General features: G+C 70.0%; 23 protein-coding genes. 5 read left to right on the top strand and 18 right to left on the bottom strand.

The genetic code is table 11. The annotated features are described in order from the left end of the window. Positions 1-83: 83 nt before the first annotated feature. Positions 84-1517 (bottom strand): hypothetical protein, encoded by a 1434-nt coding sequence (locus tag H180DRAFT_RS22710; RefSeq protein WP_055487987.1) that lies wholly within the window; start codon positions 1515-1517, stop codon positions 84-86. A gap of 98 nt (positions 1518-1615) precedes the next feature. Here H180DRAFT_RS22710 and H180DRAFT_RS22715 point away from each other — a divergent pair, with 98 nt between their 5' ends. Beyond that, on the top strand, positions 1616-2077 hold the full coding sequence (locus H180DRAFT_RS22715) for an NUDIX hydrolase (protein WP_055487988.1): 462 nt from the start codon (positions 1616-1618) through the stop codon (positions 2075-2077). 177 nt (positions 2078-2254) lie between these two features. On the opposite strand, the gene H180DRAFT_RS22720 is transcribed toward H180DRAFT_RS22715, so the two are convergent. From H180DRAFT_RS22720 to H180DRAFT_RS22730, 3 genes are read right to left on the bottom strand one after another with little or no spacing between them, the layout of a single operon-like run. Then, entirely contained in the window at positions 2255-2557 is a 303-nt protein-coding gene (locus H180DRAFT_RS22720) for a hypothetical protein (RefSeq protein WP_055487989.1), read from the bottom strand. Beyond that, positions 2554-2823, bottom strand: a complete 270-nt coding sequence (locus H180DRAFT_RS22725) for a DUF7848 domain-containing protein (RefSeq protein ID WP_055487990.1) — start codon at positions 2821-2823, stop codon at positions 2554-2556. The genes H180DRAFT_RS22720 and H180DRAFT_RS22725 overlap by 4 nt, the downstream gene beginning before the upstream one ends. Then, entirely contained in the window at positions 2820-3062 is a 243-nt protein-coding gene (locus H180DRAFT_RS22730) for a hypothetical protein (RefSeq protein ID WP_055487991.1), read from the bottom strand. Before H180DRAFT_RS22730 ends, H180DRAFT_RS22725 begins: the two co-directional genes overlap by 4 nt. Before the next feature lie 138 nt (positions 3063-3200). Between H180DRAFT_RS22730 and H180DRAFT_RS22735 the strand changes: the two genes are divergently transcribed. Then, on the top strand, positions 3201-4031 hold the full coding sequence (locus H180DRAFT_RS22735; protein WP_055487992.1) for a helix-turn-helix domain-containing protein: 831 nt from the start codon (positions 3201-3203) through the stop codon (positions 4029-4031). Continuing rightward, the gene (locus tag H180DRAFT_RS22740) at positions 4028-4249 is read left to right on the top strand and encodes a DUF397 domain-containing protein (RefSeq protein WP_055487993.1); all 222 of its coding nucleotides are present in this window, start codon (positions 4028-4030) and stop codon (positions 4247-4249) included. Before H180DRAFT_RS22735 ends, H180DRAFT_RS22740 begins: the two co-directional genes overlap by 4 nt. A gap of 54 nt (positions 4250-4303) precedes the next feature. On the opposite strand, the gene H180DRAFT_RS22745 is transcribed toward H180DRAFT_RS22740, so the two are convergent. Beyond that, positions 4304-4867, bottom strand: coding sequence for a hypothetical protein (locus H180DRAFT_RS22745; RefSeq protein WP_139151429.1), 564 nt, complete (start codon positions 4865-4867; stop codon positions 4304-4306). Between the two features lie 179 nt (positions 4868-5046). On the opposite strand from H180DRAFT_RS22745, the gene H180DRAFT_RS22750 reads away from it, so the two are divergent. Continuing rightward, the gene (locus tag H180DRAFT_RS22750; protein ID WP_055487995.1) at positions 5047-5445 is read left to right on the top strand and encodes a type II toxin-antitoxin system RelE/ParE family toxin; all 399 of its coding nucleotides are present in this window, start codon (positions 5047-5049) and stop codon (positions 5443-5445) included. Between the two features lie 13 nt (positions 5446-5458). Then, the gene (locus H180DRAFT_RS22755) at positions 5459-5749 is read left to right on the top strand and encodes a helix-turn-helix domain-containing protein (protein ID WP_254666153.1); all 291 of its coding nucleotides are present in this window, start codon (positions 5459-5461) and stop codon (positions 5747-5749) included. A 79-nt stretch (positions 5750-5828) separates the two neighbouring features. Here H180DRAFT_RS22755 and nuoN read toward each other — a convergent pair whose 3' ends face one another. The 13 genes from nuoN to H180DRAFT_RS22820 all read right to left on the bottom strand — a co-directional run bounded on the left by nuoN (position 5829) and on the right by H180DRAFT_RS22820 (position 22326). Continuing rightward, positions 5829-7496, bottom strand: a complete 1668-nt coding sequence (gene nuoN, locus H180DRAFT_RS22760; protein WP_055487996.1) for an NADH-quinone oxidoreductase subunit NuoN — start codon at positions 7494-7496, stop codon at positions 5829-5831. Continuing rightward, complete coding sequence (locus tag H180DRAFT_RS22765; RefSeq protein WP_055487997.1) at positions 7493-9142, bottom strand: NADH-quinone oxidoreductase subunit M; 1650 nt, start codon at positions 9140-9142, stop codon at positions 7493-7495. Before H180DRAFT_RS22765 ends, nuoN begins: the two co-directional genes overlap by 4 nt. A 3-nt stretch (positions 9143-9145) precedes the next feature. Further along, a complete protein-coding gene (gene nuoL / locus H180DRAFT_RS22770; protein WP_055487998.1) occupies positions 9146-11089 on the bottom strand; it encodes an NADH-quinone oxidoreductase subunit L in 1944 nt (647 codons plus the stop codon). A 13-nt stretch (positions 11090-11102) separates the two neighbouring features. Beyond that, on the bottom strand, positions 11103-11402 hold the full coding sequence (gene nuoK / locus H180DRAFT_RS22775) for an NADH-quinone oxidoreductase subunit NuoK (RefSeq protein WP_028437880.1): 300 nt from the start codon (positions 11400-11402) through the stop codon (positions 11103-11105). Beyond that, positions 11399-12358: an NADH-quinone oxidoreductase subunit J gene (locus H180DRAFT_RS22780; protein WP_055487999.1), complete on the bottom strand. Its 960-nt coding sequence runs from the start codon at positions 12356-12358 to the stop codon at positions 11399-11401. Before H180DRAFT_RS22780 ends, nuoK begins: the two co-directional genes overlap by 4 nt. A gap of 2 nt (positions 12359-12360) precedes the next feature. Beyond that, positions 12361-13143, bottom strand: a complete 783-nt coding sequence (gene nuoI, locus H180DRAFT_RS22785; protein ID WP_302622454.1) for an NADH-quinone oxidoreductase subunit NuoI — start codon at positions 13141-13143, stop codon at positions 12361-12363. Then, a complete protein-coding gene (gene nuoH, locus H180DRAFT_RS22790; RefSeq protein WP_055488089.1) occupies positions 13136-14530 on the bottom strand; it encodes an NADH-quinone oxidoreductase subunit NuoH in 1395 nt (464 codons plus the stop codon). Before nuoH ends, nuoI begins: the two co-directional genes overlap by 8 nt. A 319-nt stretch (positions 14531-14849) precedes the next feature. Then, positions 14850-17411, bottom strand: a complete 2562-nt coding sequence (locus tag H180DRAFT_RS22795) for an NADH-quinone oxidoreductase subunit G (RefSeq protein ID WP_055488000.1) — start codon at positions 17409-17411, stop codon at positions 14850-14852. Then, complete coding sequence (gene nuoF, locus H180DRAFT_RS22800; RefSeq protein ID WP_055488001.1) at positions 17408-18757, bottom strand: NADH-quinone oxidoreductase subunit NuoF; 1350 nt, start codon at positions 18755-18757, stop codon at positions 17408-17410. The genes H180DRAFT_RS22795 and nuoF overlap by 4 nt, the downstream gene beginning before the upstream one ends. After that, positions 18757-19653 carry an NADH-quinone oxidoreductase subunit NuoE gene (nuoE, locus tag H180DRAFT_RS22805; protein ID WP_055488002.1) on the bottom strand — a complete coding sequence of 299 codons (897 nt, stop codon included), beginning with the start codon at positions 19651-19653 and terminating at the stop codon, positions 18757-18759. Before nuoE ends, nuoF begins: the two co-directional genes overlap by 1 nt. Then, complete coding sequence (locus H180DRAFT_RS22810) at positions 19650-20987, bottom strand: NADH-quinone oxidoreductase subunit D (protein WP_055488003.1); 1338 nt, start codon at positions 20985-20987, stop codon at positions 19650-19652. Before H180DRAFT_RS22810 ends, nuoE begins: the two co-directional genes overlap by 4 nt. Further along, on the bottom strand, positions 20987-21775 hold the full coding sequence (locus tag H180DRAFT_RS22815; RefSeq protein WP_055488004.1) for an NADH-quinone oxidoreductase subunit C: 789 nt from the start codon (positions 21773-21775) through the stop codon (positions 20987-20989). The genes H180DRAFT_RS22810 and H180DRAFT_RS22815 overlap by 1 nt, the downstream gene beginning before the upstream one ends. After that, a complete protein-coding gene (locus H180DRAFT_RS22820) occupies positions 21772-22326 on the bottom strand; it encodes a NuoB/complex I 20 kDa subunit family protein (protein WP_055488005.1) in 555 nt (184 codons plus the stop codon). Before H180DRAFT_RS22820 ends, H180DRAFT_RS22815 begins: the two co-directional genes overlap by 4 nt. Positions 22327-22333: the final 7 nt, after the last annotated feature.

Consider the following 22333-nt stretch of genomic DNA (forward strand, 5'->3'; position numbering starts at 1 on the left):
CCTCCCCTGGCTGTGCCGGAGACCCCACCCCGGACGAAGTCCGGGGTGGGGTCGCGACGGGGCGAACCTTGCCAGGAGGGGCATTAGCTTGCTGCCTCGCACTCGGCGTGCGGGTCCTGGGCCTCCAGGCCACCCGTGCCGCGTTGCCGTTCCCGTAGCCGCACGGTCACGCGGCGGGCGGTGAGCATGAGCCCGAGGATGGGGGCGCCGACGAAGAGTGGGACGAGCACCCACAGCAGCCCGGAGCCGCCGTAGCCGGTCTCCGCGCCCGCGCCCGTGGCGAGCAGCAAGGCAGCGAGGAAAGCCACGGCGAGTCCGGCGGTCACGGGGCGGAAGCTGCCGGGATGCCAGATGGCGTAGGGGCCAACCGCGTGCACGGGCCGGGCTGCCTCGTAGGGGCTCTCGGGGGCGGCCTCCGAGGGCAGGCCGGGGCCTTGGGTTCCGCCGGAGACCTCGCCGTACACGTAACGGAGGTCGTCCGGGCGGTCGTCCAGAACCAGCACCGCGCTGCTCACGCGCGCGGGATCGTCCGGGACGGCGGCCTCGCCCGGGTCAGGGGTCTGCCAGTACAGGTGTCCCGTCCGTCCCTCCAACTCCGCTGCCAGCGCCTGCGGTTCGAAACAACGGTCCACGAAGAGATCCCGCATTCCCTCGCCCGAGGTGAGGCGCAGTGCGGGGCGGAGACTGCTGCGGTCCCAGCCCCCCTTGACCCTTGAGTTGCGCCGCAGATTCCGCCCGGCGGTGACCTCGGCCACCCGCACGCGGGCACGCCGCACGCGGTCCCGCGCGCCCTGGAAGGAGGCGGCCAGCGGCTGGGAGTTCCTGGTGAACAGGCCGACGGCGGCGTACCCGAGCACGGACAGACCGATGATGACCAGCGCGACGTAGCCGAGCGTGGACGGGCCTCCCTCGACGAGCGCCTTCAGGTCCTGCTCCGGCCCCAGGACGGCGCCGTGCTGTGGGGCGTCCGGGGAATAGAGACCCCACACCAGATCACCTGCCTCGGCGGGCTGCCGCAGCTCCACCTCACCCTGCATCCGCGGCTGTTCGCCGCGCTCGGTGTCCCCTTCAGCAGGTGTGACGGAGACATGCGAGCGAAACCGGACCTTGCTCCGGTCCTCGTACTTCCGGACGTCGTGGACCTCCGTGATTTCGACGGGAGCGACGGCGGGGTCGCCCGCGCGGATGCGCAGGAGCTGTTCCGTGGCCGACTCCGTGGACGTACCGGCCAGCACGGACGTCGCGAAGAGCACCGGCACAGCGATACACGCACCGATGACCCGTCGTCGCGGCCACCAGTACCGCGCCCGCTCACCACCGCCCCCGCCACCGGCAGCAGCCCCACGTACCCGGACCAGCCAGTACCCGGAAGCGGCGGCCACCACCAGCAGGCAGGCCAGCAAGTCCCAGCGGGGATACGGCGCCACCGTCCGCACCAGCAGGCATGCGGCGAAGGCGAGCACGCCCAGCCGGCCCACCACGGTGGCCGTCCGGAGCCTCCAGTCGCGTTGGATCACCCGAAGTCGTCCCTCATCCTGTCCTGCGCGCTCTTGTGCTGCGCGCCCGTCAACGCGGTCATAATCAAGGTCGCCGAGCACCCCAAGGAACTCGTGAAGTGAACGCACCCGTCGACGCCGCCCTGCTGGACGCCCTCATCCACGCCGCCGACGCCGACGGCATAGCCAAGCACGTCGTCGGCGCCGTCATCTCGGACGCAGAAGGCAAGGTATTGCTGCTGCACCGCGCCGCCGACGACTACCTCGGCGGCCTGTGGGAGCTGCCCTCCGGCGGCGTCGACTCGGGCGAGACCCTGACCGAGGCCCTGCACCGGGAAGTTGCCGAGGAGACCGGACTCACGATCACGGCGATCGGGACCTACCTCGGACACTTCGACTACCTCTCCAAGAGCGGCAAGAAGACCCGCCAGCTCAACTTCACCGCCACGACCGCCCGCGAGAACGACGCGATCAAGCTCACGGAACACGATGCACATCTGTGGGCCGACCGTACGGAGCAGGAGCAGGTCTCCAGCGCCGTACGGTCCGTCCTTGCAACCTGGCGAGAGGACACCGCGTGATGAATCCGCCCGCCCGCAGTCGTCACAGGTAGAGCTGCACGCGGCAATTCGCGCAGCAGGTCTTGCCGTTGATCTTCTTGATGCCGGGATGGACGCATCGGACGGGTTGGGGTTTCGAACTTCGCCGTGGCGGATCGTCGCGTTGCGGGTCGTCCCGATGCGGGCCGGGCGGTGAGGTCATCGCCTCCACCTCCACCAACTGCGCTCCGAACTGCCCGCTGTCTCAGGCGCGTTGGGGCGGTCCTGGTGGCGCAACTGGCGGTGGACCATGTAGTCCAGCTCCGCTATGCACTGCCCGCAGCCGTACATCTCGCCGGTGGCGCCGGATGCGTGCACCGGCCCGAGCCACAGCACCCGCACCCCGGCGCGGCGGCAGTAGAGCATGCACAGGCCCGTCTCCCACGGGTTGCCGTCATCGGTCTGTGCGACCAGCGGCCACGTTCGGCCCGGGGGCCGTTCGGCTGCCACGGTGAAGGTCACGGCCTGCCCCCGTTCGCCCAGGCCGGCTGCTCGCCCTTGGGCCGCATGACCGCGTAGTCGGAGAAGGCGCGCAAGTAGCGGCGGTGACCGGTGCCTTGGGTGTGCTTGCGCATCCACTCCTCGACCGGTTCCGGGTCGTGCTGCGGTCCGGACTCGGCACGGCATTCGGTGGCCTCGCCCGAGACGCACTCGGCTTCGTAGACGGGTTCCGACGTCTCGTCCTGCTCGATGGTGAACGGGACGTAGCGGAACTTGCGCCGGGTCACCGCGTCGTTTTCTGCGGACAGTTGCTGTGGCGGAGAGCGGTGGCGAGGGCGCGGGCCGTCTCCACGTTGCAGCGTCCCAAGTCGATGAGCGCGCCCGGCCCCGGCCCGGTGCACGAGACCGCGTCGAGCGACAGCGACGGCAACCGCACCCCTGCGTCACTCAGGGCGTCACTCAACTCGCCACGCGCCTCTTCCGCTTCCTTGAGTTTCCCCGGAATTCCTTGTTTCTCCGTCGTCATAACTACCCAATCCACACATTTGCCTGCAGCCCCGACCGGGGATGTACTACGTTGCGTAGTCATAGCGTTGCCCTGCATGACGGGCGATGACCAGGTGTTCATGTCCCCAGCCGCCTTTGGGGAGACGGGAGTTGCCCGGTGCCAGCACGTCCCCGCCAACTGACCCCCGACCGAAGTGCCCGCCATCTGTTCGGAGCGAAGATGCGCGCCCACCGGGAGCGCGCGGACATGAGTCTTGAGGGCCTGTCGGACGTCGTGAACGTCAGCCGCAGCCACCTCGCCCGGATCGAGACAGCCGAAGCGATGCCCCCGCCGTCACTGCCGGCGCGGCTGGACGCGGCATTCGGAACGGACGGGATCTTCGAGGAGCTGTACCGGCTGGCGAGCAGGGAAATCCACCCTGATCAGTTCCGGCGCCAGATGGAGCTGGAGGCGCGAGCCAGGCTCATTGAGCAGTACAGCCCTCAGATCGTGCCTGGCGTGGTGCAGACGGAGGACTACGCCCGCGCTCAATTCGTCCTGTCCAGCCCCAAGGCAGGCCCGGACGAGATCGAGGAGCTGGTCACGGCCCGTATGAGCCGTCAGGCGGTGCTGCGGGCCGACCCACCGCCTGACCTCTCCCTGATCCTCGACGAGGCGGTGCTCCGGCGCGCCTTCGGCGGACCGGCTGTCATGCGGGCCCAGTTGACCCGTCTCGCCGAGCTGGCGTACACACCGACGACCGTGGTGCAGGTTCTCCCCTTCGACCAAGGGGGACATGGCCTGGTAGGAGGCCTGCTCAGGCTGATGACCATGGACGATGGCGCGCGGGTGGCCTACGAGGAGAGCATCTCCACCGGGACTTTGCTGGAGGACATTGGGATCGTCGCGGAGCGGCAGCGGGCATACGATCTGCTGAGGGCATGCGCCCTGTCGCCGCGCGACTCGGCGGCGTTCATCACGTCCGTAATGGAGGCGCTACCGACATGACCATCAACCCCGACCTCTCCCACGCCGGTTGGGTCAAGTCGAGCTACAGCGGCAACGGAGGCGAGAGTTGCGTCGAGTGGGCACCCACACACGTCAACTCAGGCGCCGTCCCCGTCCGCGACAGCAAGAACCCGGACGGCCCGGCCCTCACCTTCGGGCTCTCCGCCTGGACGTCGTTCATCGCCAGCGTTCAGCAGGACGAAGTCCCGGCGGTCTGACCCTGGCCCCCGCCCGCCGACGCGCGTCCGCCGTCAACCACCGTGCTGCGGCGCCTACGAGTTCTCGGGCAACTTCACCGGGACGTCGGAGACACGGGCGTAGACCTCCGTCGGGCCGCCCTTCCAGGCCACCTTGAACGACTTGGTCTGGAGAGAGCCGACCTTGCCGTTCGTCCGGCTCTGGTCGCCGCCGTCGGGGCACTTGAGCGCCAGGCTCGTCCCGCCCGCCTTGCCGAGGGTGCCCGTGCAGTTCCGGCCGCGCTCGCGCAGCAGCGTCACCTTGTCGCCGACGAAGGTCAGCACGTACTGCTTGCCCTTCGCCTTCCAGATGCCCGTCAGCTTGCCGGCCTTGCCGGACTCACCGGATCCGCTGCCCTCGCCGTCGTCGTGTGCGCCGCCGCCCGCCTCGTCGGACGCGTCCCCGGAGTCGTCGCCGGACGACTGGTCCGGCTTCTCCGCGGGCTCGGACGCGGACGCGGATGTCTCCGGCTTGCCGTCCCCGCCCTCTCCCTTGCCGCCCTTGGCGTCGTCGCCGCCGCTTCCGCAACCGCTCACCAGCAGCGCACCGGCCGCGATCACGGCCACCGACCCCGCTGCCCTCCGCGCTGTCGTGCGCACCCGAACTCCTTCGCAGTTCTCCGGCTCCGGCCCGCAGTTTGCAGGGCCACGTCAAGTTAGCAGGCGCCCGGCCCGCTGAAAACGCCGCTGCCCGGCCCCCGTTGGAGGGTGCCGGGCAGCGGCGTGCGTGGCAGTCCATCCCGGGAGCGCGGGATATTAGTTCGTGCTAATATCGACAGGTGGAAGGGCCATACGAGCTCAGATTCTTCGAAGATGTTCTGCAATGGATCAACGACCTCGCCAAGCAGGACCGGGAGAGCTACCTTCATGTGATCGCCGCGCTGGAACGGCTGCAAGAAGCCGGCCCCGCACTCCGTCGCCCCAGCGTCGGTGCGATCGACGGAAGCCGGTACCGGAACATGCGGGAACTGCGTCCACGCAGCGGCGGAGCCGTCAGCATCCGGTTGCTCTTCGTCTTCGATCCGACACGGAAAGCGATCTTCCTTGTCGCAGGGGACAAAGCCACCGGACGCCGGTGGAACTCCTGGTACCCCAAGGCGATCAGGGAGGCCGACGACAAGTACACGGCCTATCTGGAGGCTCTGAAGGAAGAGGACGGGAATGATGGCTCGCGCTGAAGAACTCGGAACAATGGCAGACGTCACCGCAGATCTCGGCCCTGCGGACCGTGAACGGGTCGACGAGCTCAAGCGGGAAATGCTCGACGCCGAGCGCGGCCATGAGCTGGCCTCGCTCCGCAAGGCACAGGGACTGTCCCAGACGGATGTGGCCGAGGCCATGGGAGTGACGCAAGGACGTGTGAGTCAGATTGAACGTGGCCAGGCCGGTCTCGACACCGCCACCATGGCCGCCTTTCTGCACGCTATCGGAGGCGAGCTGACGATACTGGCCACCATCGGCAACGTGTCCGTCCGGCTCTGAACCCGCTGAAAACGCCGCTGCCCGGCCCCCGTTGGAGGGTGCCGGGCAGCGGCGTCGTGCGGCGTGACGGAGCCGCGTGCTAGCGGACGAAGACACCCGCCTGGCTCGCGAGGTCCAGGAAGTACTGCGGGGCGACGCCCAGCCCGATCGTCACCACCACACCGGCCGTGATGGCGGACGTCGTCCACACGCTGGGAACGGCGACCGTCGGCCCGTCCGCCTTCGGCTCGCTGAGGAACATCAGCACGATCACGCGGATGTAGAAGAACGCCGCGATCGCCGAGGCGATCACACCGACGACGACGAGCGCGCCCGCACCGCCCTCCGCGGCCGCCTTGAACACGGCGAACTTGCCCGAGAAGCCGGACGTCATCGGAATGCCCGCGAACGCCAGCAGGAACACCCCGAAGACGGTGGCCAGCAGTGGTGAACGGCGCCCCAGCCCCGCCCACTTGGACAGGTGCGTGGCCTCGCCGCCGGCGTCCCGTACGAGCGTCACCACCGCGAACGCGCCGAGCGTCACAAACGAGTAGGCGCCCAGGTAGAAGAGCACCGAGGAGACGCCGTCGCGCGAGGTGGCGATGACGCCGGCGAGCAGGAAGCCCGCGTGCGCGATCGAGGAGTAGGCCAGCAGCCGCTTTATGTCGGTCTGCGTGATCGCGATGACCGCGCCCGCCAGCATCGTCAGGATCGCGACGCCCCACATCACCGGACGCCAGTCCCAGCGCAGGCCCGGCAGCACCACGTACAGCAGACGCAGCAGCGCACCGAACGCGGCGACCTTCGTCGCGGCCGCCATGAAGCCGGTGACCGGCGTCGGGGCGCCCTGGTAGACGTCGGGCGTCCACATGTGGAACGGCACCGCACCGACCTTGAACAGCAGGCCCATGACGACCAGGGCACCGCCGATCAGCAGCAACGCGTCGTTGCCGGTGGTCTCGGCGAGGACGGCGCTCGTGGCCCGGTCGGCGTTGCCGATGGCGCGGGCGATGCCCGAGTAGCCGAAGGTGCCCGCGTACCCGTACAGGAGGGCCGCGCCGAAGAGCAGGAACGCCGAGGAGAAGGCGCCCAGCAGGAAGTACTTGACCGCCGCCTCCTGCGAGAGCAGCCGCCGACGGCGGGCCAGCGCGCACAGCAGGTACAGCGGCAGGGAGAAGACCTCGAGCGCAATGAAGAGCGTCAGCAGGTCGTTGGCGGCGGGGAAGATGAGCATGCCGCCGACGGCGAACATCAGCAGCGGATAGACCTCTGTGGTCGTCCAGCCGGCCTTCGTGGCCTCCTTCTCGCCCTCACCGCCCGGCACCGACGCGGGCTGCGCGGCGAAGGAGTCGACGTGGGCCCGGTTCTGGTGCGCCCGCGGCTCCAGCCGGCGCTCGGCGAAGACGAACACCGAGACGAGCCCGACCAGCAGGATCGTGCCCTGCAGGAAGAGCGCCGGCCCGTCGACGGCGATGGCGCCCATGCCCGCGACCGCGGCCTTGCTCGTCCCGTGCCCCGTGACCGCGAGGCCCAGCACCGCCGCGAAGGCTGCGGTGAGCCCGAGCCCGGCGAGGATCAACTGCGCGCCGTAGCGCAGCTTCCGCGGCAGGAACGCCTCCAGGACGATGCCGATGACGGCCGCCCCCAGCACGATCAGCGTCGGGGACAGCGCCCCGTACTCGATCTTCGGGGCCTGGAGTTGCTCGGCCCCCAGTGTCCACAGGCTGGGGACAGCCGCTGCCGTCCCCGCCGTTGCCACCGCGCTCACTCGTGGTCACCTCCGGCGTGCTCAGCCGGCTTGTTGTCGGACCGGCCCGTCTCTGCGACTTGGTGGTCCGGTTTCGGGTCCTTCTTCTGCACGTCCGAGAGCGTGTGCTCGACGGCCGGATTGACGATCTCCGTCAGGGGCTTCGGGAAGACCCCGAGGAAGATCAACAGCGCGACGAGCGGTGCCGCCACGGCCAGTTCACGCGCCCGCAGGTCCGGCATCGCCCGCACCTCGGGCTTCTCCACCGGCCCCGTCATGGTGCGCTGGTACATCAGCAGGACGTACAGCGCGGCGAGGACGATGCCCACCGTCGCGACGACGCCCGCCACCGGGTAACGGCTGAACGTGCCGACGAGCACCAGGAATTCGCTGACGAACGGGGCGAGACCCGGGAGCGACAGCGTCGCCAGACCGCCCACGAGGAACGTCCCCGCCAGCACGGGCGCGACCTTCTGCACCCCGCCGTAGTCCGCGATGAGACGCGAGCCGCGGCGGCTGATGAGGAAGCCGGCCACCAGCATCAGCGCGGCGGTGGAGACGCCGTGGAAGACCATGTAGAGCGTGGCGCCGCTCTGGCCCTGGCTGGTCATCGCGAAGACGCCGAGGATGATGAAGCCGAAGTGGGAGATGGACGCGTAGGCGATCAGCCGCTTGATGTCCCGCTGGCCCACGGCCAGCAGCGCACCGTAGATGATGCTCACCAGCGCCAGCACCAGCACCACCGGCGTCGCCCACTTGCTCGCCTCCGGGAAGAGGCCGAGGCAGAAGCGGAGCATCGCGAAGGTGCCGACCTTGTCGACGACGGCGGTGATCAGTACGGCCACCGGCGCCGTCGACTCGCCCATGGCGTTGGGCAGCCAGGTGTGCAGCGGCCACAGCGGCGCCTTCACCGCGAAGGCGAAGAAGAAGCCGAGGAAGAGCAGCCGCTCGATGTTCGTGTCGAGCTGGAAGCCGCCTTCGGCACGGGCCTCCAGGATCCGCTGCAGCGAGAAGGTACCCCCGCCGAGCTGGTCGGAGGTGACGACGAAGAGGCCGATCACCGCGGCCAGCATGATCAGACCGCCGGCGAGGTTGTAGAGCAGGAACTTCACGGCCGCGTACGAGCGCTGCTTCGCGGCCTCCTCCTCGCCCGCCGCGTGCGCACGGTCCCCGAAGCCTCCGATGAGGAAGTACATCGGGATGAGCATCGCTTCGAAGAAGACGTAGAAGAGGAAGACGTCCGTCGCGGCGAAGGAGATGATCACCATCGCCTCGGTGGCGAGCATCAGCGCGAAGAAGCCCTGAGTGGGACGCCACCGCCGGTTGGGACGTGCGGGCTCCAGCTCGTCCGCGTCGTGCCAGGCCGCTCCGATGATGAACGGCAGCAGCAGCGCGGTGAGCGCGATCAGTACGGCAGCGATGCCGTCCACGCCCAGCTCGTAGCGCACGCCGAAGTCCGGGATCCACGCGTGCGATTCGGTGAGCTGGTACCGCGCACCGCCCGGCTGGAAGCGGGCCAGCACGATCAGCGAGAACACCAGCGTCGCCACGGAGAAGAGCAGCGCCACCCACTTCGCGGCGTTCCTCTTGGCGGCGGGCACGGCCGCCGTGGCGATCGCGCCGACCGCGGGAAGCGCGGCCGTGACCGTCAGCAGGGGAAATGACATGACTCAGACCGCCCTCATCAGCAGGGTCGCGGCGACCAGAACCGCCGCGCCGCCGAACATCGAGACCGCGTACGAGCGGACGAAACCGTTCTGGACCCGGCGCGCACGGCCGGAGAGCCCGCCGAAGGCGGCGGCGGTGCCGTTGACGGCGCCGTCGACCACCTTGTTGTCGGCGTAGACCAGCCCGCGCGTCAGGTACTCGCCGGGCTTGACCAGGACGACGTGGTTGATGTCGTCCTGGAGCAGGTCGCGGCGCGCCGCACGGGTCAGCAGGCTGGCGCGCGGCGCGACCGACGGCACGGGCCGGCGCCCGTACTGCAGCCAGGCCGCGGCGACGCCGAGGAGGAGGGCCACGACGGTCATGCCCGTCACCACGGCCGCGGAGAACGGCGAGTGCCCGTGCTCGAACTGCGTGACGGGCTCCAACCAGTGCACGAAGGACTCGCCGATGCTGAACAGGCCGCCCGCGAAGACCGATCCGACGGCGAGCACGATCATCGGGATCGTCATGACCTTCGGCGACTCGTGGGGGTGCGGGCCCCCGTGCTCGCCGTGCACCTCGGCTGCGGGCTCCACGTCGGGCTCGTCGGCCGACGGGGTGGTGCTGCGCCAGCGCTCCTCGCCGAAGAAGGTCATCAGCATCACGCGCGTCATGTAGTACGCGGTGATGGCGGCGCCGACCAGCGTGACCGTGCCGAGGATCAGGCCCTGCGTGCCGCCCTTGGCGAAGGCCGCCTCGATGATGAGGTCCTTGGAGAAGAAGCCGGAGAGCCCCGGGAAGCCGATGATGGCGAGGTAGCCCAGGCCGAACGTCACGAACGTGACCGGCATGTACTTGCGCAGGCCGCCGTACCTGCGCATGTCGACCTCGTCGTTCATCCCGTGCATAACGCTGCCGGCGCCGAGGAAGAGGCCCGCCTTGAAGAAGCCGTGCGTGACGAGGTGCATGATGGCGAACGCGTAGCCGATCGGGCCGAGTCCGGCCGCCAGCACCATGTAGCCGATCTGCGACATCGTCGAACCGGCCAGTGCCTTCTTGATGTCGTCCTTCGCGCAACCGACGATCGCACCGTAGAGGAGCGTGACCGCGCCGACCACGACGACCACCGTCTGCGCGTCCGGCGCTCCGTTGAAGATCGCGCCGGAGCGGGTGATGAGGTAGACGCCCGCGGTCACCATCGTCGCGGCGTGGATGAGGGCGGAGACCGGCGTCGGGCCCTCCATCGCGTCACCCAGCCAGGACTGCAGCGGCACCTGTGCGGACTTGCCGCACGCCGCGAGCAGCAGCATCAGCCCGATCGCCGTCAGTTTGCCCTCGCCCGCGTCCGTCGCGTTCTCCAGTACGGGCGCGAAGGTGAAGGTGCCGAAGGTGGTGAACATCAGGAAGATCGCGATGGCCAGGCCCGCGTCACCGACGCGGTTGACCAGGAACGCCTTCTTCGCCGCCACCGCCGCGCTCGGCTTGAACTGCCAGAATCCGATGAGCAGGTACGAGGCGAGGCCGACGCCCTCCCAGCCGACGTACAGCAGCAGGTAGTTGTCGGCGAGGACGAGCAGCAGCATCGCCGCGAGGAACAGGTTGAGATACCCGAAGAACCGGCGGCGGCCGACGTCGTGCTCCATGTAGCCGACCGAGTAGATGTGGATCAGCGTGCCCACACCGGTGATCAGCAGCACGAACGTCATGGCGAGCTGGTCGAGCTGGAAGGCGACGTCCGCCTGGAAGCTCTCCACCGGCACCCAGCTGAACAGGTGCTGGTGCAGGGCGCGTTCGTCGGTGGGCCTGCCCAGCATCCCGGCGAAGAGCACGACGCCGGTCACGAACGAGGCCCCGGAGAGCAGCACGCCCAGCCAGTGCCCGCTCCGGTCGAGTTTCCTGCCGCCGCACAGCAGCACCGCCGCGCCCAGCAGCGGGAAGCCGACGAGCAGTCCGATCAATGACTCCACTGGTTCGTACCCCTTACAGCTTCATCAGGCTGGCGTCGTCGACCGAGGCCGAGTGACGGGAGCGGTACATCATCACGATGATCGCCAGCCCGACCACTACCTCGGCCGCCGCGACGACCATGACGAAGAACGCCATGATCTGGCCGTCGAGATTGCCGTGGATGCGGGAGAAGGCGACCAGGGTCAAGTTCGCCGCGTTCAGCATCAGTTCGATGCACATGAACACCACGATCGCGTTCCGCCTGATCAGCACTCCGGCGGCACCGATGGTGAACAGCACCGCAGCGAGATAGACGTAGTTGACGGGACTCACTTGGCGGCCTCCCCTTCCCGGGCCTTGCGGGCCTCACGGCCGCCTTCTCCCGCGTCGTCGGCGTCCTCCACGTCCCGCTCCGGGTCGTGCGGTTCGCCGTACATCCGTCCGGTGTGCTCGGTCTGGCCGTGGCTGTCGGCCGTGCGCTGTTCGAGCGCGGCCACCCGGTGCAGCGCCTCCTTGCCGACCTCGCGGACCTGGCCCCGCCGGCGCAGCGTCTCGCTGACGGTCAGCTCGGACGGCGTGCCGTCGGGAAGCAGGCCGGGACGGTCGACGGCGTTGTGTCGCGCGTACACGCCGGGCGCGGGCAGCGGCGGAAGCTGCGTGCCCCGCCTGACGCGCTCCTCGGCCTGCTCCCGCTGCGACTTGGTCTTCTCGATGCGCTCGCGGTGCGTCAGCAGCGTCGCGCCGACGGCGGCGACGGTGAGCAGGGCGCCCACCACCTCGAAGGCCACGACGTACTTGGTGAACAGCAGCGTCGCCAGCGCCGGTACGTTCCCGCCCGCGTTGGCACGGGCGAGCCCCTCGAAGGAGCGCACCGAGGCCTGGCCGATGCCCGCGACGAGCAGGATGCCCAGGCCGAGGCCGCAGGCGGCCGCGAGCCAGCGCTGGCCCTTGAGCGTCTCCTTGAGCGAGTCGGCGGCGCTCACACCCACCAGCATCAGCACGAAGAGGAAGAGCATCATCACGGCGCCGGTGTAGACGACGATCTGGACGATGCCGAGGAAGTACGCGCCGTTGGCGAGGTAGAACAGCGCCAGGATCACCATGGTGCCCGCGAGGCACAGCGCCGAGTGCACGGCGCGGCGCAGCAGAACGGTGCCGAGGGCGCCGATCACGGCCACGGTGCCCAGAACCCAGAACGCTGCCGTCTCACCCGCGGAGGTGGACGTGGCGGCGAGGTCGAACGCGCCGGCGGTCTGCGGCAGGGCCGTCGTGGCGGACAGTGCGGCCATGGTCACCGGCCCTCCTTCGAGTCGTTCCCGGAGCGGTTGCCCTCGGCCCGCGCGGCGGCGCCCTGAAGGGCGACGTCCTCCTCGTCGGCGCCCTGCGCGGACGGGTCGACGCCGTCGGCGTCGGCGGCGGCCTCCGCGGGGGCGTCGGTGACGACCGGCTGGGCCGCGGGCTCGGCGGCGCCGAAGTCCCGTGCCGACTCCTGCGGGTCGCCGGTGTCGGTGGCCCGCTGCTGTTCGGTTCCCGGGGCCGCCTCGGTGACGAGGCCGCGGTAGTAGTCCTTCTCCGTCATGCCCGGGTAGATGGCGTGCGGCGAGTCGACCATGCCCTCCTCCAGGCCCGCGAGCAGCTCCTTCTTGGTGTAGATGAGCGATTCGCGGGAGGAGTCGGCGAGTTCGTACTCGTTCGTCATCGTCAGCGCACGCGTGGGGCATGCCTCGACGCACAGGCCGCACAGGATGCAGCGCAGATAGTTGATCTGGTAGACGCGGCCGTAGCGTTCGCCCGGCGAGTAGCGCTCCTCGTCGGTGTTGTCCGCGCCCTCGACGTAGATGGCGTCCGCGGGGCAGGCCCACGCGCACAGTTCGCAGCCGACGCACTTCTCGAGCCCGTCGGGGTGCCGGTTGAGCTGGTGGCGGCCGTGGAAGCGCGGTGCCGTCGGCTTCTTGTACTCCGGGTACTGCTCGGTCAGCCGCTTCTTGAACATGTCCTTGAAGGTCAAGCCGAAGCCGGCCACGGAGCTGCGGGGAGTCTCGGGGTGCAGCCCCTGGGCGTCGTTGTCAGGCACCGTCGGCCTCCTTTCCGTCAGTGTTCTGGGCTGCCTGCCCGTCCCGGTCCCCGCCGTCCGCGGACTCCGAGGCACCGGACGGTCCGACCAGTTCACGGTCGTGGCGCGAGCGCCGGCGCGGCACGGGCGGCAGGGTCTGCCCGGGCAGCGGCGGTACGGGGAAGCCGCCCGCCATCGGGTCGAAGACCCCTGGGTCCGCCTTATCCTCGGCCGCTTCCTCGGCCTCCTCCTTGCGTCCGCGGACGACGTCGACGACGAAGGAGATCAGCAGGATCGCGAGGGCGGTGCCGGCGACCCAGTAGACGATCCCCGCGAAGTCGTAACCCTCGTTGCGCATGGCCCGCACGGTCGCGACGAGCATCAGCCACACCAGGGAGACGGGGATGAGGACCTTCCAGCCCAGCTTCATGAACTGGTCGTAGCGCACACGCGGGAGCGTGCCGCGGATCCAGACGAAGAAGAAGATCAGGACGCAGACCTTGAGGAAGAACCAGAGCAGCGGCCACCAGCCGTGGTTGGCGCCCTCCCAGTACGTGGAGATCGGCGCCGGAGCCCGCCAGCCGCCCAGGAACAGGGTGGCCGCGAGAGCGGAGAGCGTCACGATGTGCACGTACTCGGCCATCATGAACAGCGCGAACTTGATCGAGCTGTACTCGGTCTGGTAGCCGGCGACCAGGTCGCCCTCGGACTCCGGCATGTCGAACGGGGCGCGGTGCGCCTCGCCGACCATCGAGACCATGTAGATCAGGAACGACACCGGCAGCAACGCCGCGAACCAGGTGTCCTGCTGGGCGTCCACGATCGCCGAGGTCGACATCGAGCCGGAGTAGAGGAAGACGGCCGCGAAGCTCAGGCCCATCGCGATCTCGTAGCTGATCACCTGCGCCGTGGCGCGGACCGCTCCGAGCAGCGGGTACGTCGAGTTCGACGACCAGCCCGCCAGGACGACGCCGTACGCACCGATGGAGGCGGTGGCCAGGATGTACAGCGCGGCCACCGGAAGGTCGGTGAGCTGCATCGCCGTGCGGGTGCCGAAGATCGACACCTCGTTGCCGGGAGGCCCGAAGGGGATCACGGCGATCGCCAGGAAGGCGGGGATGGCCGCGAGGACGGGCGCGAGCAGGTACACGACCTTGTCGGCGCCCTTGACGACGACGTCTTCCTTGAGCATCAGCTTGATGCCGTCGGCGAGCGACTGCAGCATGCCCCACGGGCCGTGCCTGTTCGGACCGACGCGCAGCTGCATCCACGCGACGACCTTGCGCTCCATGACGATGGAGATCAGCACGGTCACCATCAGGAACGCGAAGCAGAAGACGGCCTTGAGCGCGATCAGCCAGAACGGGTCGTTGCCGAAGAAGGACAGGTCCTCCTCGGCCAGCAACATGCCGCCTGTGCGCGTGGCGTTCACGCGGCCACCTCCCCGGTGCGGGTGCGCGCGCTGCGCACGATGCGCGGGTCCCCGGCGGCGGCCGCGGACCGCTGCCGGACCTGTAGGAGCGCGGTCACGCGCTCACCTCCTCCTGTACGTCGCGAAGTCGGCGCGCAAGGGCCTGTGCCAGGGCTCGCCTGCGGTCGCCGATCCACGGGTGCGGACGCCAGGGCTCCGCGGCCCGCGAACCCACGCTCGGAACGGGCGCCTTCACTGCGCGCGGCCGCAACGGCGGTCACACTGCCGCACGGAGCGCAGTGCGCGTGACGCGCGCTCACGCGCCCACCTCCTCGTTCACGGCGCGATCGCGCGCTGCCGGTGCCGGCGCGATGCGGACCAGCTCGCCCGGGAGGGCACCGGTGTCGGCCTGTACGCCGCCGCCCACCGAGTTCAGCGGAAGCCACACGACGCGGTCCGGCATCTGCGTGATCTCGAGCGGGAGCCGGACGCTGCCCAGCGGACCGGAGACCGCCAGCATCCCTCCGTCGGCGACGCCCGCCTCGGCCGCGGTGGCCCTGGAGAGCCGCGCGCGGGCCGGGTGCCTGGTGCCGGCCAGCGCCTCGTCGCCGTCCTGGAGCCGGCCCTGGTCGAGCAGCAGCCGGTGCCCCGCGAGCACCGCCTCGCCCTTGCCGGCCTGCGGAGTCGAGGACCCCGCCGAGGACCCGGCCGGGGGCGCCTCGGGAACGGACTGCCCGGGAACGCCGCGCGAGTCCGACTCCCGCCGGTCCCACTGGCCCAGCCGGTCGATCTCGCCGCGGATCGTCCTCACGTCCGGCAGGCCCAGGTGCACATCGAGGGCGTCCGCGAGCATGTGGAGGACGCGCGCGTCGGGCTGTACGTGGCGGCGCGTCATCTGGTCGGCCTTGAGCGACGCCTCGAACGGCCGTGCCCGGCCTTCCCAGTTGAGGAAGGTGCCGGACTTCTCCGCGACGGCGGAGACGGGAAGGACCACGTCCGCCCGTGAGGTCACGTCACTGGGACGCAGCTCCAGGCTGACGAGGAAGCCCACCTCGTCCAGGGCCTGCGCGGCACGCGCCGGGTCGGGCAGGTCGGCGAGTTCGACGCCGCCGACCAGCAGTGCGGCCAGCTCCCCGTCCACCGCGGCATCGATGATGCCCGCCGTGTCCCGGCCGGCGCCCGAGGGCAGTTCGGCCAGGCCCCAGGCGCGCGCGACCTCGTCGCGGGCGCGGGCGTCGGAGGCGGGACGGGCACCGGGAAGCAGCGTCGGCAGCGCACCCGCCTCGATGGCGCCGCGCTCCCCGGCGCGGCGCGGGATCCACACCAGCCGGGCGCCGGTCGCGGCACTCGTGCGCACCGCCGCGGTCAGGGCGCCGGGCACCGCCGCCAGCCGCTCGCCGACGATGATCAGCGAGCCCTCGGCGCGCAGCGCGTCGGCCGCTCCCTCGCCGGCCTCGTCGAGGCCGACCCGTCCGGACAGGGCGTCCAGCCACTCGGTCTCGGTGCCGGGGGCGGCCGGCAGCAGCGTGCCGCCGGCCTTCTCCAGACCGCGGGTCGCGTACGAGGCGAGGGAGAAGGTGCGCTGGCCGTGCTTGCGCATGGCCTTGCGCAGCCGCAGGAAGACGCCGGGCGCCTCCTCCTCGGCCTCGAAGCCGACGAGCAGCACGGCCGGTGCCGCCTCCAGCGCGCTGTTGGTGATGCCCGCGCCGTCCAGATCGCGTCCGTGCCCGGCGACGTGGGAGGCCAGGAACTCGGCCTCCTCGCGGGAGTGGACGCGTGCGCGGAAATCGATGTCGTTCGTGCCCAGGGCGAGACGGGCGAACTTCGCGTAGGCGTAGGCGTCCTCGACGGTGACGCGGCCACCGGTCAGCACACCCGCTCGTCCACGCGCACCGGCCAGTCCGCGGGCGGCGGCCTCCAGCGCCTCCGGCCAGCTCGCCGGGGCCAGTTCACCGTCCTCGCCGCGCACCAGCGGCGTGGTGAGGCGGTCGGGGCGCTGCGCGTAGCGGAACGCGAAGCGGCCCTTGTCGCAGATCCACTCCTCGTTGACCTCCGGGTCGTGACCGGCCATGCGCCGCATGACCTTGCCTCGCCTGTGGTCCGTGCGCGTCGCGCAGCCGCCCGAGCAGTGCTCGCACACGGACGGCGAGGAGACCAGGTCGAACGGGCGCGAACGGAAGCGGTACGCCGCCGAAGTCAGGGCGCCGACGGGGCAGATCTGGATCGTGTTGCCGGAGAAGTACGACTGGAAGGGTTCGCCCTCGCCCGTGCCGATCTGCTGGAGAGCGCCGCGCTCCAGCATCTCGATCATCGGGTCGCCGGCGATCTGGTTGGAGAAGCGGGTGCAGCGCGCGCACAGGACGCAGCGCTCGCGGTCCAGCAGCACCTGGTCGGAGATCGGCACCGGCTTTGCGAAGGTGCGCTTGGCGCCCTCGAAGCGGGAGTCGGCCGACCCCGTGGACATCGCCTGGTTCTGCAGGGGGCACTCGCCGCCCTTGTCGCAGACGGGGCAGTCCAGCGGGTGGTTGATGAGCAGCAGCTCCATCACGCCGCGCTGCGCCTTCTCGGCGACCGGCGACGACAGCTGCGTCTTGACGACCATGCCGTCGGTGCAGGTGATCGTGCAGGACGCCATCGGCTTGCGCTGGCCCTCGACCTCGACGATGCACTGCCGGCAGGCGCCGACGGGGTCGAGGAGCGGGTGGTCGCAGAAGCGCGGGATCTCGATGCCGAGCTGCTCGGCGGCACGGATGACCAGGGTGCCCTTGGGCACGGAGATCTCGGCGCCGTCGATGGTGAGCGAAACCATGTTCTCGGCGTCTCCAGGCGGACGTCCCTCGCCCCCCGAGGAGGTCTTCGCGTCTGTGGTGACTGTCACGCCTTCACCTCCGGGTGAGCGCTGTGGTGGTGGTCGTCGGCCCAGATGACCGACCTGGCCGGGTCGAAGGGGCAGCCGCCCTCCTCGATGTGCTGCTCGTACTCCTCCCGGAAGTACTTCAGCGACGAGTAGATCGGGGAGGCCGCGCCGTCGCCCAGTGCGCAGAACGACTTGCCGTTGATGTTGTCCTGGATGTCGTCGATCTTGTCGATGTCGGCCTTGGTGGCCTTGCCGGCCTCGAAGTCGCGCAGCAACTGGACGAGCCAGTACGTGCCTTCGCGGCAGGGCGTGCACTTTCCGCAGGACTCGTGGGCGTAGAACTCGGTCCAGCGCGTGACGGCCCGCACGACGCAGGTCGTCTCGTCGAAGCACTGGAGCGCCTTGGTGCCGAGCATGGAGCCGGCGGCACCCACGCCCTCGTAGTCCAGCGGCACATCGAGGTGCTCGTCGGTGAGGAGCGGCGTCGAGGAGCCGCCGGGCGTCCAGAACTTCAGCCGGTGGCCGGGACGCATGCCGCCGCTCATCTCCAGCAGCTGGCGGAGCGTGATGCCGAGCGGCGCCTCGTACTGGCCGGGGCCCGCCACGTGGCCGCTGAGCGAGTAGAGCGTGAAGCCCGGGGACTTCTCGCTGCCCATGGAGCGGAACCACTCCTTGCCCTTGTTCATCAGGGCGGGCACCGAGGCGATCGACTCGACGTTGTTCACGACGGTCGGGCACGCGTAGAGACCGGCGACGGCCGGGAACGGCGGCCGCAGCCTGGGCTGCCCGCGACGCCCCTCCAGGGAGTCCAGCAGCGCCGTCTCCTCACCGCAGATGTACGCGCCGGCCCCGGCGTGCACGGTGAGTTCGAGGTGCTTGCCCTCGCCGAGCGCGTTCCTGCCGAGGAGGCCCGCCTCGTACGCCTCGCGGACGGCCAGGTGCAGCCGCCGCAGTACGGGGACGACCTCGCCGCGCAGATAGATGAACGCGTGGGAGGAGCGGATCGCGTGGCAGGCGATGATGATGCCCTCGATGAGGGAGTGCGGGTTGGCGAACATCAGCGGGATGTCCTTGCAGGTGCCCGGCTCCGACTCGTCGGCGTTGACCACGAGGTAGTGCGGCTTGTCGTCGCCCTGCGGGATGAACTGCCACTTCATGCCCGTGGGGAAGCCCGCGCCGCCGCGGCCGCGCAGACCGGCGTCCTTCACGTAGGCGATCACGTCGTCCGGCGGCATGGCGAGAGCCTTCTTCAGACCCTCGTATCCGTCGTGGCGGCGCTTGTACGTCTCCAGCGTCCACGCCTCGGGGGCGTCCCAGTGCGCGGAGAGGACCGGGGTGAGCAGGTTCTCCGGGGATTCGGTCGCCATCACTCGCTCTCCTCCCCCGACTCCGGCCGCACCGGGCCGGAGTCGCTGGCCGGGTCGGACGCGGCCGTCGGCTGGGGCATGTCGTGCGAACTGGGGTGGGTCGCGGGCGCCTCTTCGCCGGGGCGCGGCATGGGCTGGTCCGCGGGACCGGCCGGGCCCCGCGGGTGTGCGCGCCTGCCCTCGGGCGCCTCGCCCCTGGACAGCCGCAGCCCCGCGATGGACGGTGCGCCTCCGCCGCCGGTGGCCTCGACGGCGCCGGGGCGCTGGTCGGGGAAACCGGCGAGGATGCGCGCCGTCTCCTTGAAGGTGCACATCGGGGCACCGCGGGTGGGGGTGACCTCGCGTCCGGCGCGCAGGTCGTCGACGATGCGCCGCGCGGACTCGGGCGTCTGGTTGTCGAAGAACTCCCAGTTGACCATGACGACGGGCGCGTAGTCGCAGGCCGCGTTGCACTCGATGTGCTCCAGCGTGACCTTGCCGTCCTCGGTGGTCTCGTTGTTGCCGACGCCCAGGTGCTGCTTGAGGTCGTCGAAGATGGCGTCGCCGCCCATCACCGCGCACAGCGTGTTGGTGCACACGCCGACCTGGTAGTCGCCGGAGGGCTTGCGCCGGTACATGGAGTAGAACGTCGCGACGGCGTTCACCTCCGCCGTCGTCAGGTCCAGCATCTCGGCGCAGAAGCGCTGCCCGGTGGGCGTGACGTGGCCCTCCTCGGACTGCACGAGGTGCAGCAGGGGCAGCAGCGCCGAACGGCTGTCGGGATAGCGGGCGATGATCTCCCGCGCGTCCGGCTCCAGCCGCTCGCGCACGTCGGCCGGATAGTCCGGCGCCGGCATCGCGGGGATGCCGAGCATCGGTGCTTCGGGGCTGTTGCCCCGGTCGGGCGCGGTGGTCATCGGTCGACGCCTCCCATCACGGGGTCGATGGACGCCACGGCCACGATGACGTCGGCGACCTGGCCGCCTTCGCACATCGCCGCCATGGCTTCGAGGTTGGTGAAGGAGGGGTCGCGGAAGTGCACGCGGTACGGGCGGGTGCCGCCGTCGCTCACGGCGTGCACGCCGAGTTCGCCCTTCGGGGACTCCACCGCCGCGTACGCCTGCCCCGGCGGGACGCGGAATCCCTCGGTGACGAGCTTGAAGTGGTGGATCAGGGCTTCCATGGAGGTGCCCATGATGTTCCTGATGTGGTCCAGGGAGTTGCCGAGACCGTCCGGGCCGAGCGCGAGCTGCGCGGGCCAGGCGATCTTCTTGTCGCCGACCATGACCGGCCCGGGCTCCAGGCGGTCGATGCACTGCTCGATGATGCGCAGCGACTGGCGCATCTCCTCCAGGCGCAGCAGGAAACGCCCGTAGGAGTCGCAGGTGTCGACCGTCGGCACCTCGAAGTCGTACGTCTCGTAGCCGCAGTACGGCTGCGACTTGCGCAGGTCGTGCGGGAGTCCGGCGGAGCGCAGGATCGGGCCGGTGGCACCGAGCGCCATGCATCCGGCCAGGTCGAGGTAGCCGACGTCCTGGAGGCGGGCCTTGAAGACGGGGTTGCCGGAGCACAGCGCGTCGTACTCGGGCAGGTTCTTCTTCATCTTCTTCAGGAATTCGCGCAGCGCGTCGACCGTGCCGGGCGGAAGGTCCTGCGAGAGTCCGCCGGGGCGGACGTACGCGTGGTTCATCCGCAGACCGGTGATCAACTCGAACAGGTCCAGGACCAGTTCGCGGTCGCGGAAGCCGAAGATCATGACGGTCGTGGCGCCCAGCTCCATGCCGCCGGTGGCGATGGCCACCAGGTGCGAGGAGAGACGGTTCAGCTCCATCAGCAGGACGCGGATGACGTTGGCGCGGTCCGGGACGTCGTCCTCGATGCCGAGCAGCTTCTCGACCGCCATGCAGTACGCCGTCTCGTTGAAGAACGGCGTGAGGTAGTCCATGCGCGTCACGAACGTCGTGCCCTGCGTCCACGTCCGGTACTCGAGGTTCTTCTCGATGCCGGTGTGCAGGTAGCCGATGCCGCAGCGGGCCTCGGTGACGGTCTCGCCGTCGATCTCCAGGATCAGCCGCAGCACGCCGTGCGTGGAGGGGTGCTGCGGGCCCATGTTGACGATGATCCGCTCGTCGTCACTCCTGGCGGCAGCGGCTGCGACCTCGTCCCAGTCGCCTCCGGTGACGTCGTAGACGGTGCCCTCGGTGGTCTCGCGGATGCCCGCGGGTGCGTGGGCAGATGTTGGCGTGCTCATCAGCTGTACGACCTCCGCTGGTCGGGAGCCGGGATCTGGGCGCCCTTGTACTCGACGGGGATGCCGCCGAGCGGGTAGTCCTTGCGCTGCGGGTGGCCCTGCCAGTCGTCGGGCATCATGATCCGCGTCAGCGCGGGGTGGCCGTCGAAGACGATGCCGAAGAAGTCGTACGTCTCGCGCTCGTGCCAGTCGTTGGTCGGATAGACCTCGACGATCGAGGGGATGTGCGGGTCGCTGTCCGGTGCGCTGACCTCGATCCGGATCACCCGGTTGTGAGTGATCGAGCGCAGGTGGTTGACGGCGTGCAGCTCGCGGCCCTTGTCGCCGGGGAAGTGCACGCCGGTGACCCCGGTGCACAGCTCGAAGCGCAGCGCCGGGTCGTCGCGCAGCGTCCGTACGACCTGGACCAGGTGCTCGCGCGCGATGTGGAAGGTGAGCTCGCCGCGGTCGACGACGGTCTTCTCGATCGCCTCGCCGGGGGCCAGTCCCTGCTCCTCCAGGGCGCCTTCGAGTTCGTCCGCGATCTCGTCGAAGGATCCGTATGCGGTTCCGCCGCGTGGCCCGTACCCCTCTTCGCCGCGTGGGCCCCCGTAGGGGCGGGTGCTCGCGCCGGGCAGCCGGATCGTACGGACCAGTCCGCCGTAACCCGAGGTGTCGCCACCGGTGCTGGCGCCGAACATGCCGCGGCGGACTCCGATGACCTCGCCGGCGTCCTGACGGGGCGCGGGCACGGAGCCGTTCGCGTTCTCCCCGTTCACGTCGCTGTCGTTGTTGTTCTCACCAGTCAACGAAGGAGCCCCTTCATCTCGATCGTCGGGAGCGCCTTGCGCGCCGCCTCCTCCGCCTCACGGGCGGCCTGTTCGCGGTTGACGCCGAGCTTCTCGCCCTGCACGTGCTCGTGCAGCTTGAGGATCGAGTCCAGGAGCATCTCGGGCCGCGGCGGGCAGCCGGGCAGGTAGATGTCGACCGGAACGATGTGGTCGACGCCCTGCACGATCGCGTAGTTGTTGAACATCCCGCCCGACGAGGCGCAGACGCCCATGGAGATGACCCACTTGGGGTTCGGCATCTGGTCGTAGACCTGCCGCAGCACCGGGGCCATCTTCTGGCTGACGCGCCCGGCCACGATCATCAGGTCGGCCTGGCGCGGCGACCCGCGGAAGACCTCCATGCCGAACCGTGCGAGGTCGTACCGCCCGGCGCCCGTCGTCATCATCTCGATGGCACAGCAGGCGAGTCCGAAGGTCGCCGGGAACATGGACGACTTGCGCACCCAGCCCGCGGCCTGCTCGACGGTGGTCAGCAGGAAGCCGCTCGGCAGCTTCTCTTCGAGTCCCATTGAGTAC

It is taken from the genome of Streptomyces sp. WMMB 322, from assembly GCF_900090145.1.
In the GTDB taxonomy this organism is placed as follows: domain Bacteria; phylum Actinomycetota; class Actinomycetes; order Streptomycetales; family Streptomycetaceae; genus Streptomyces.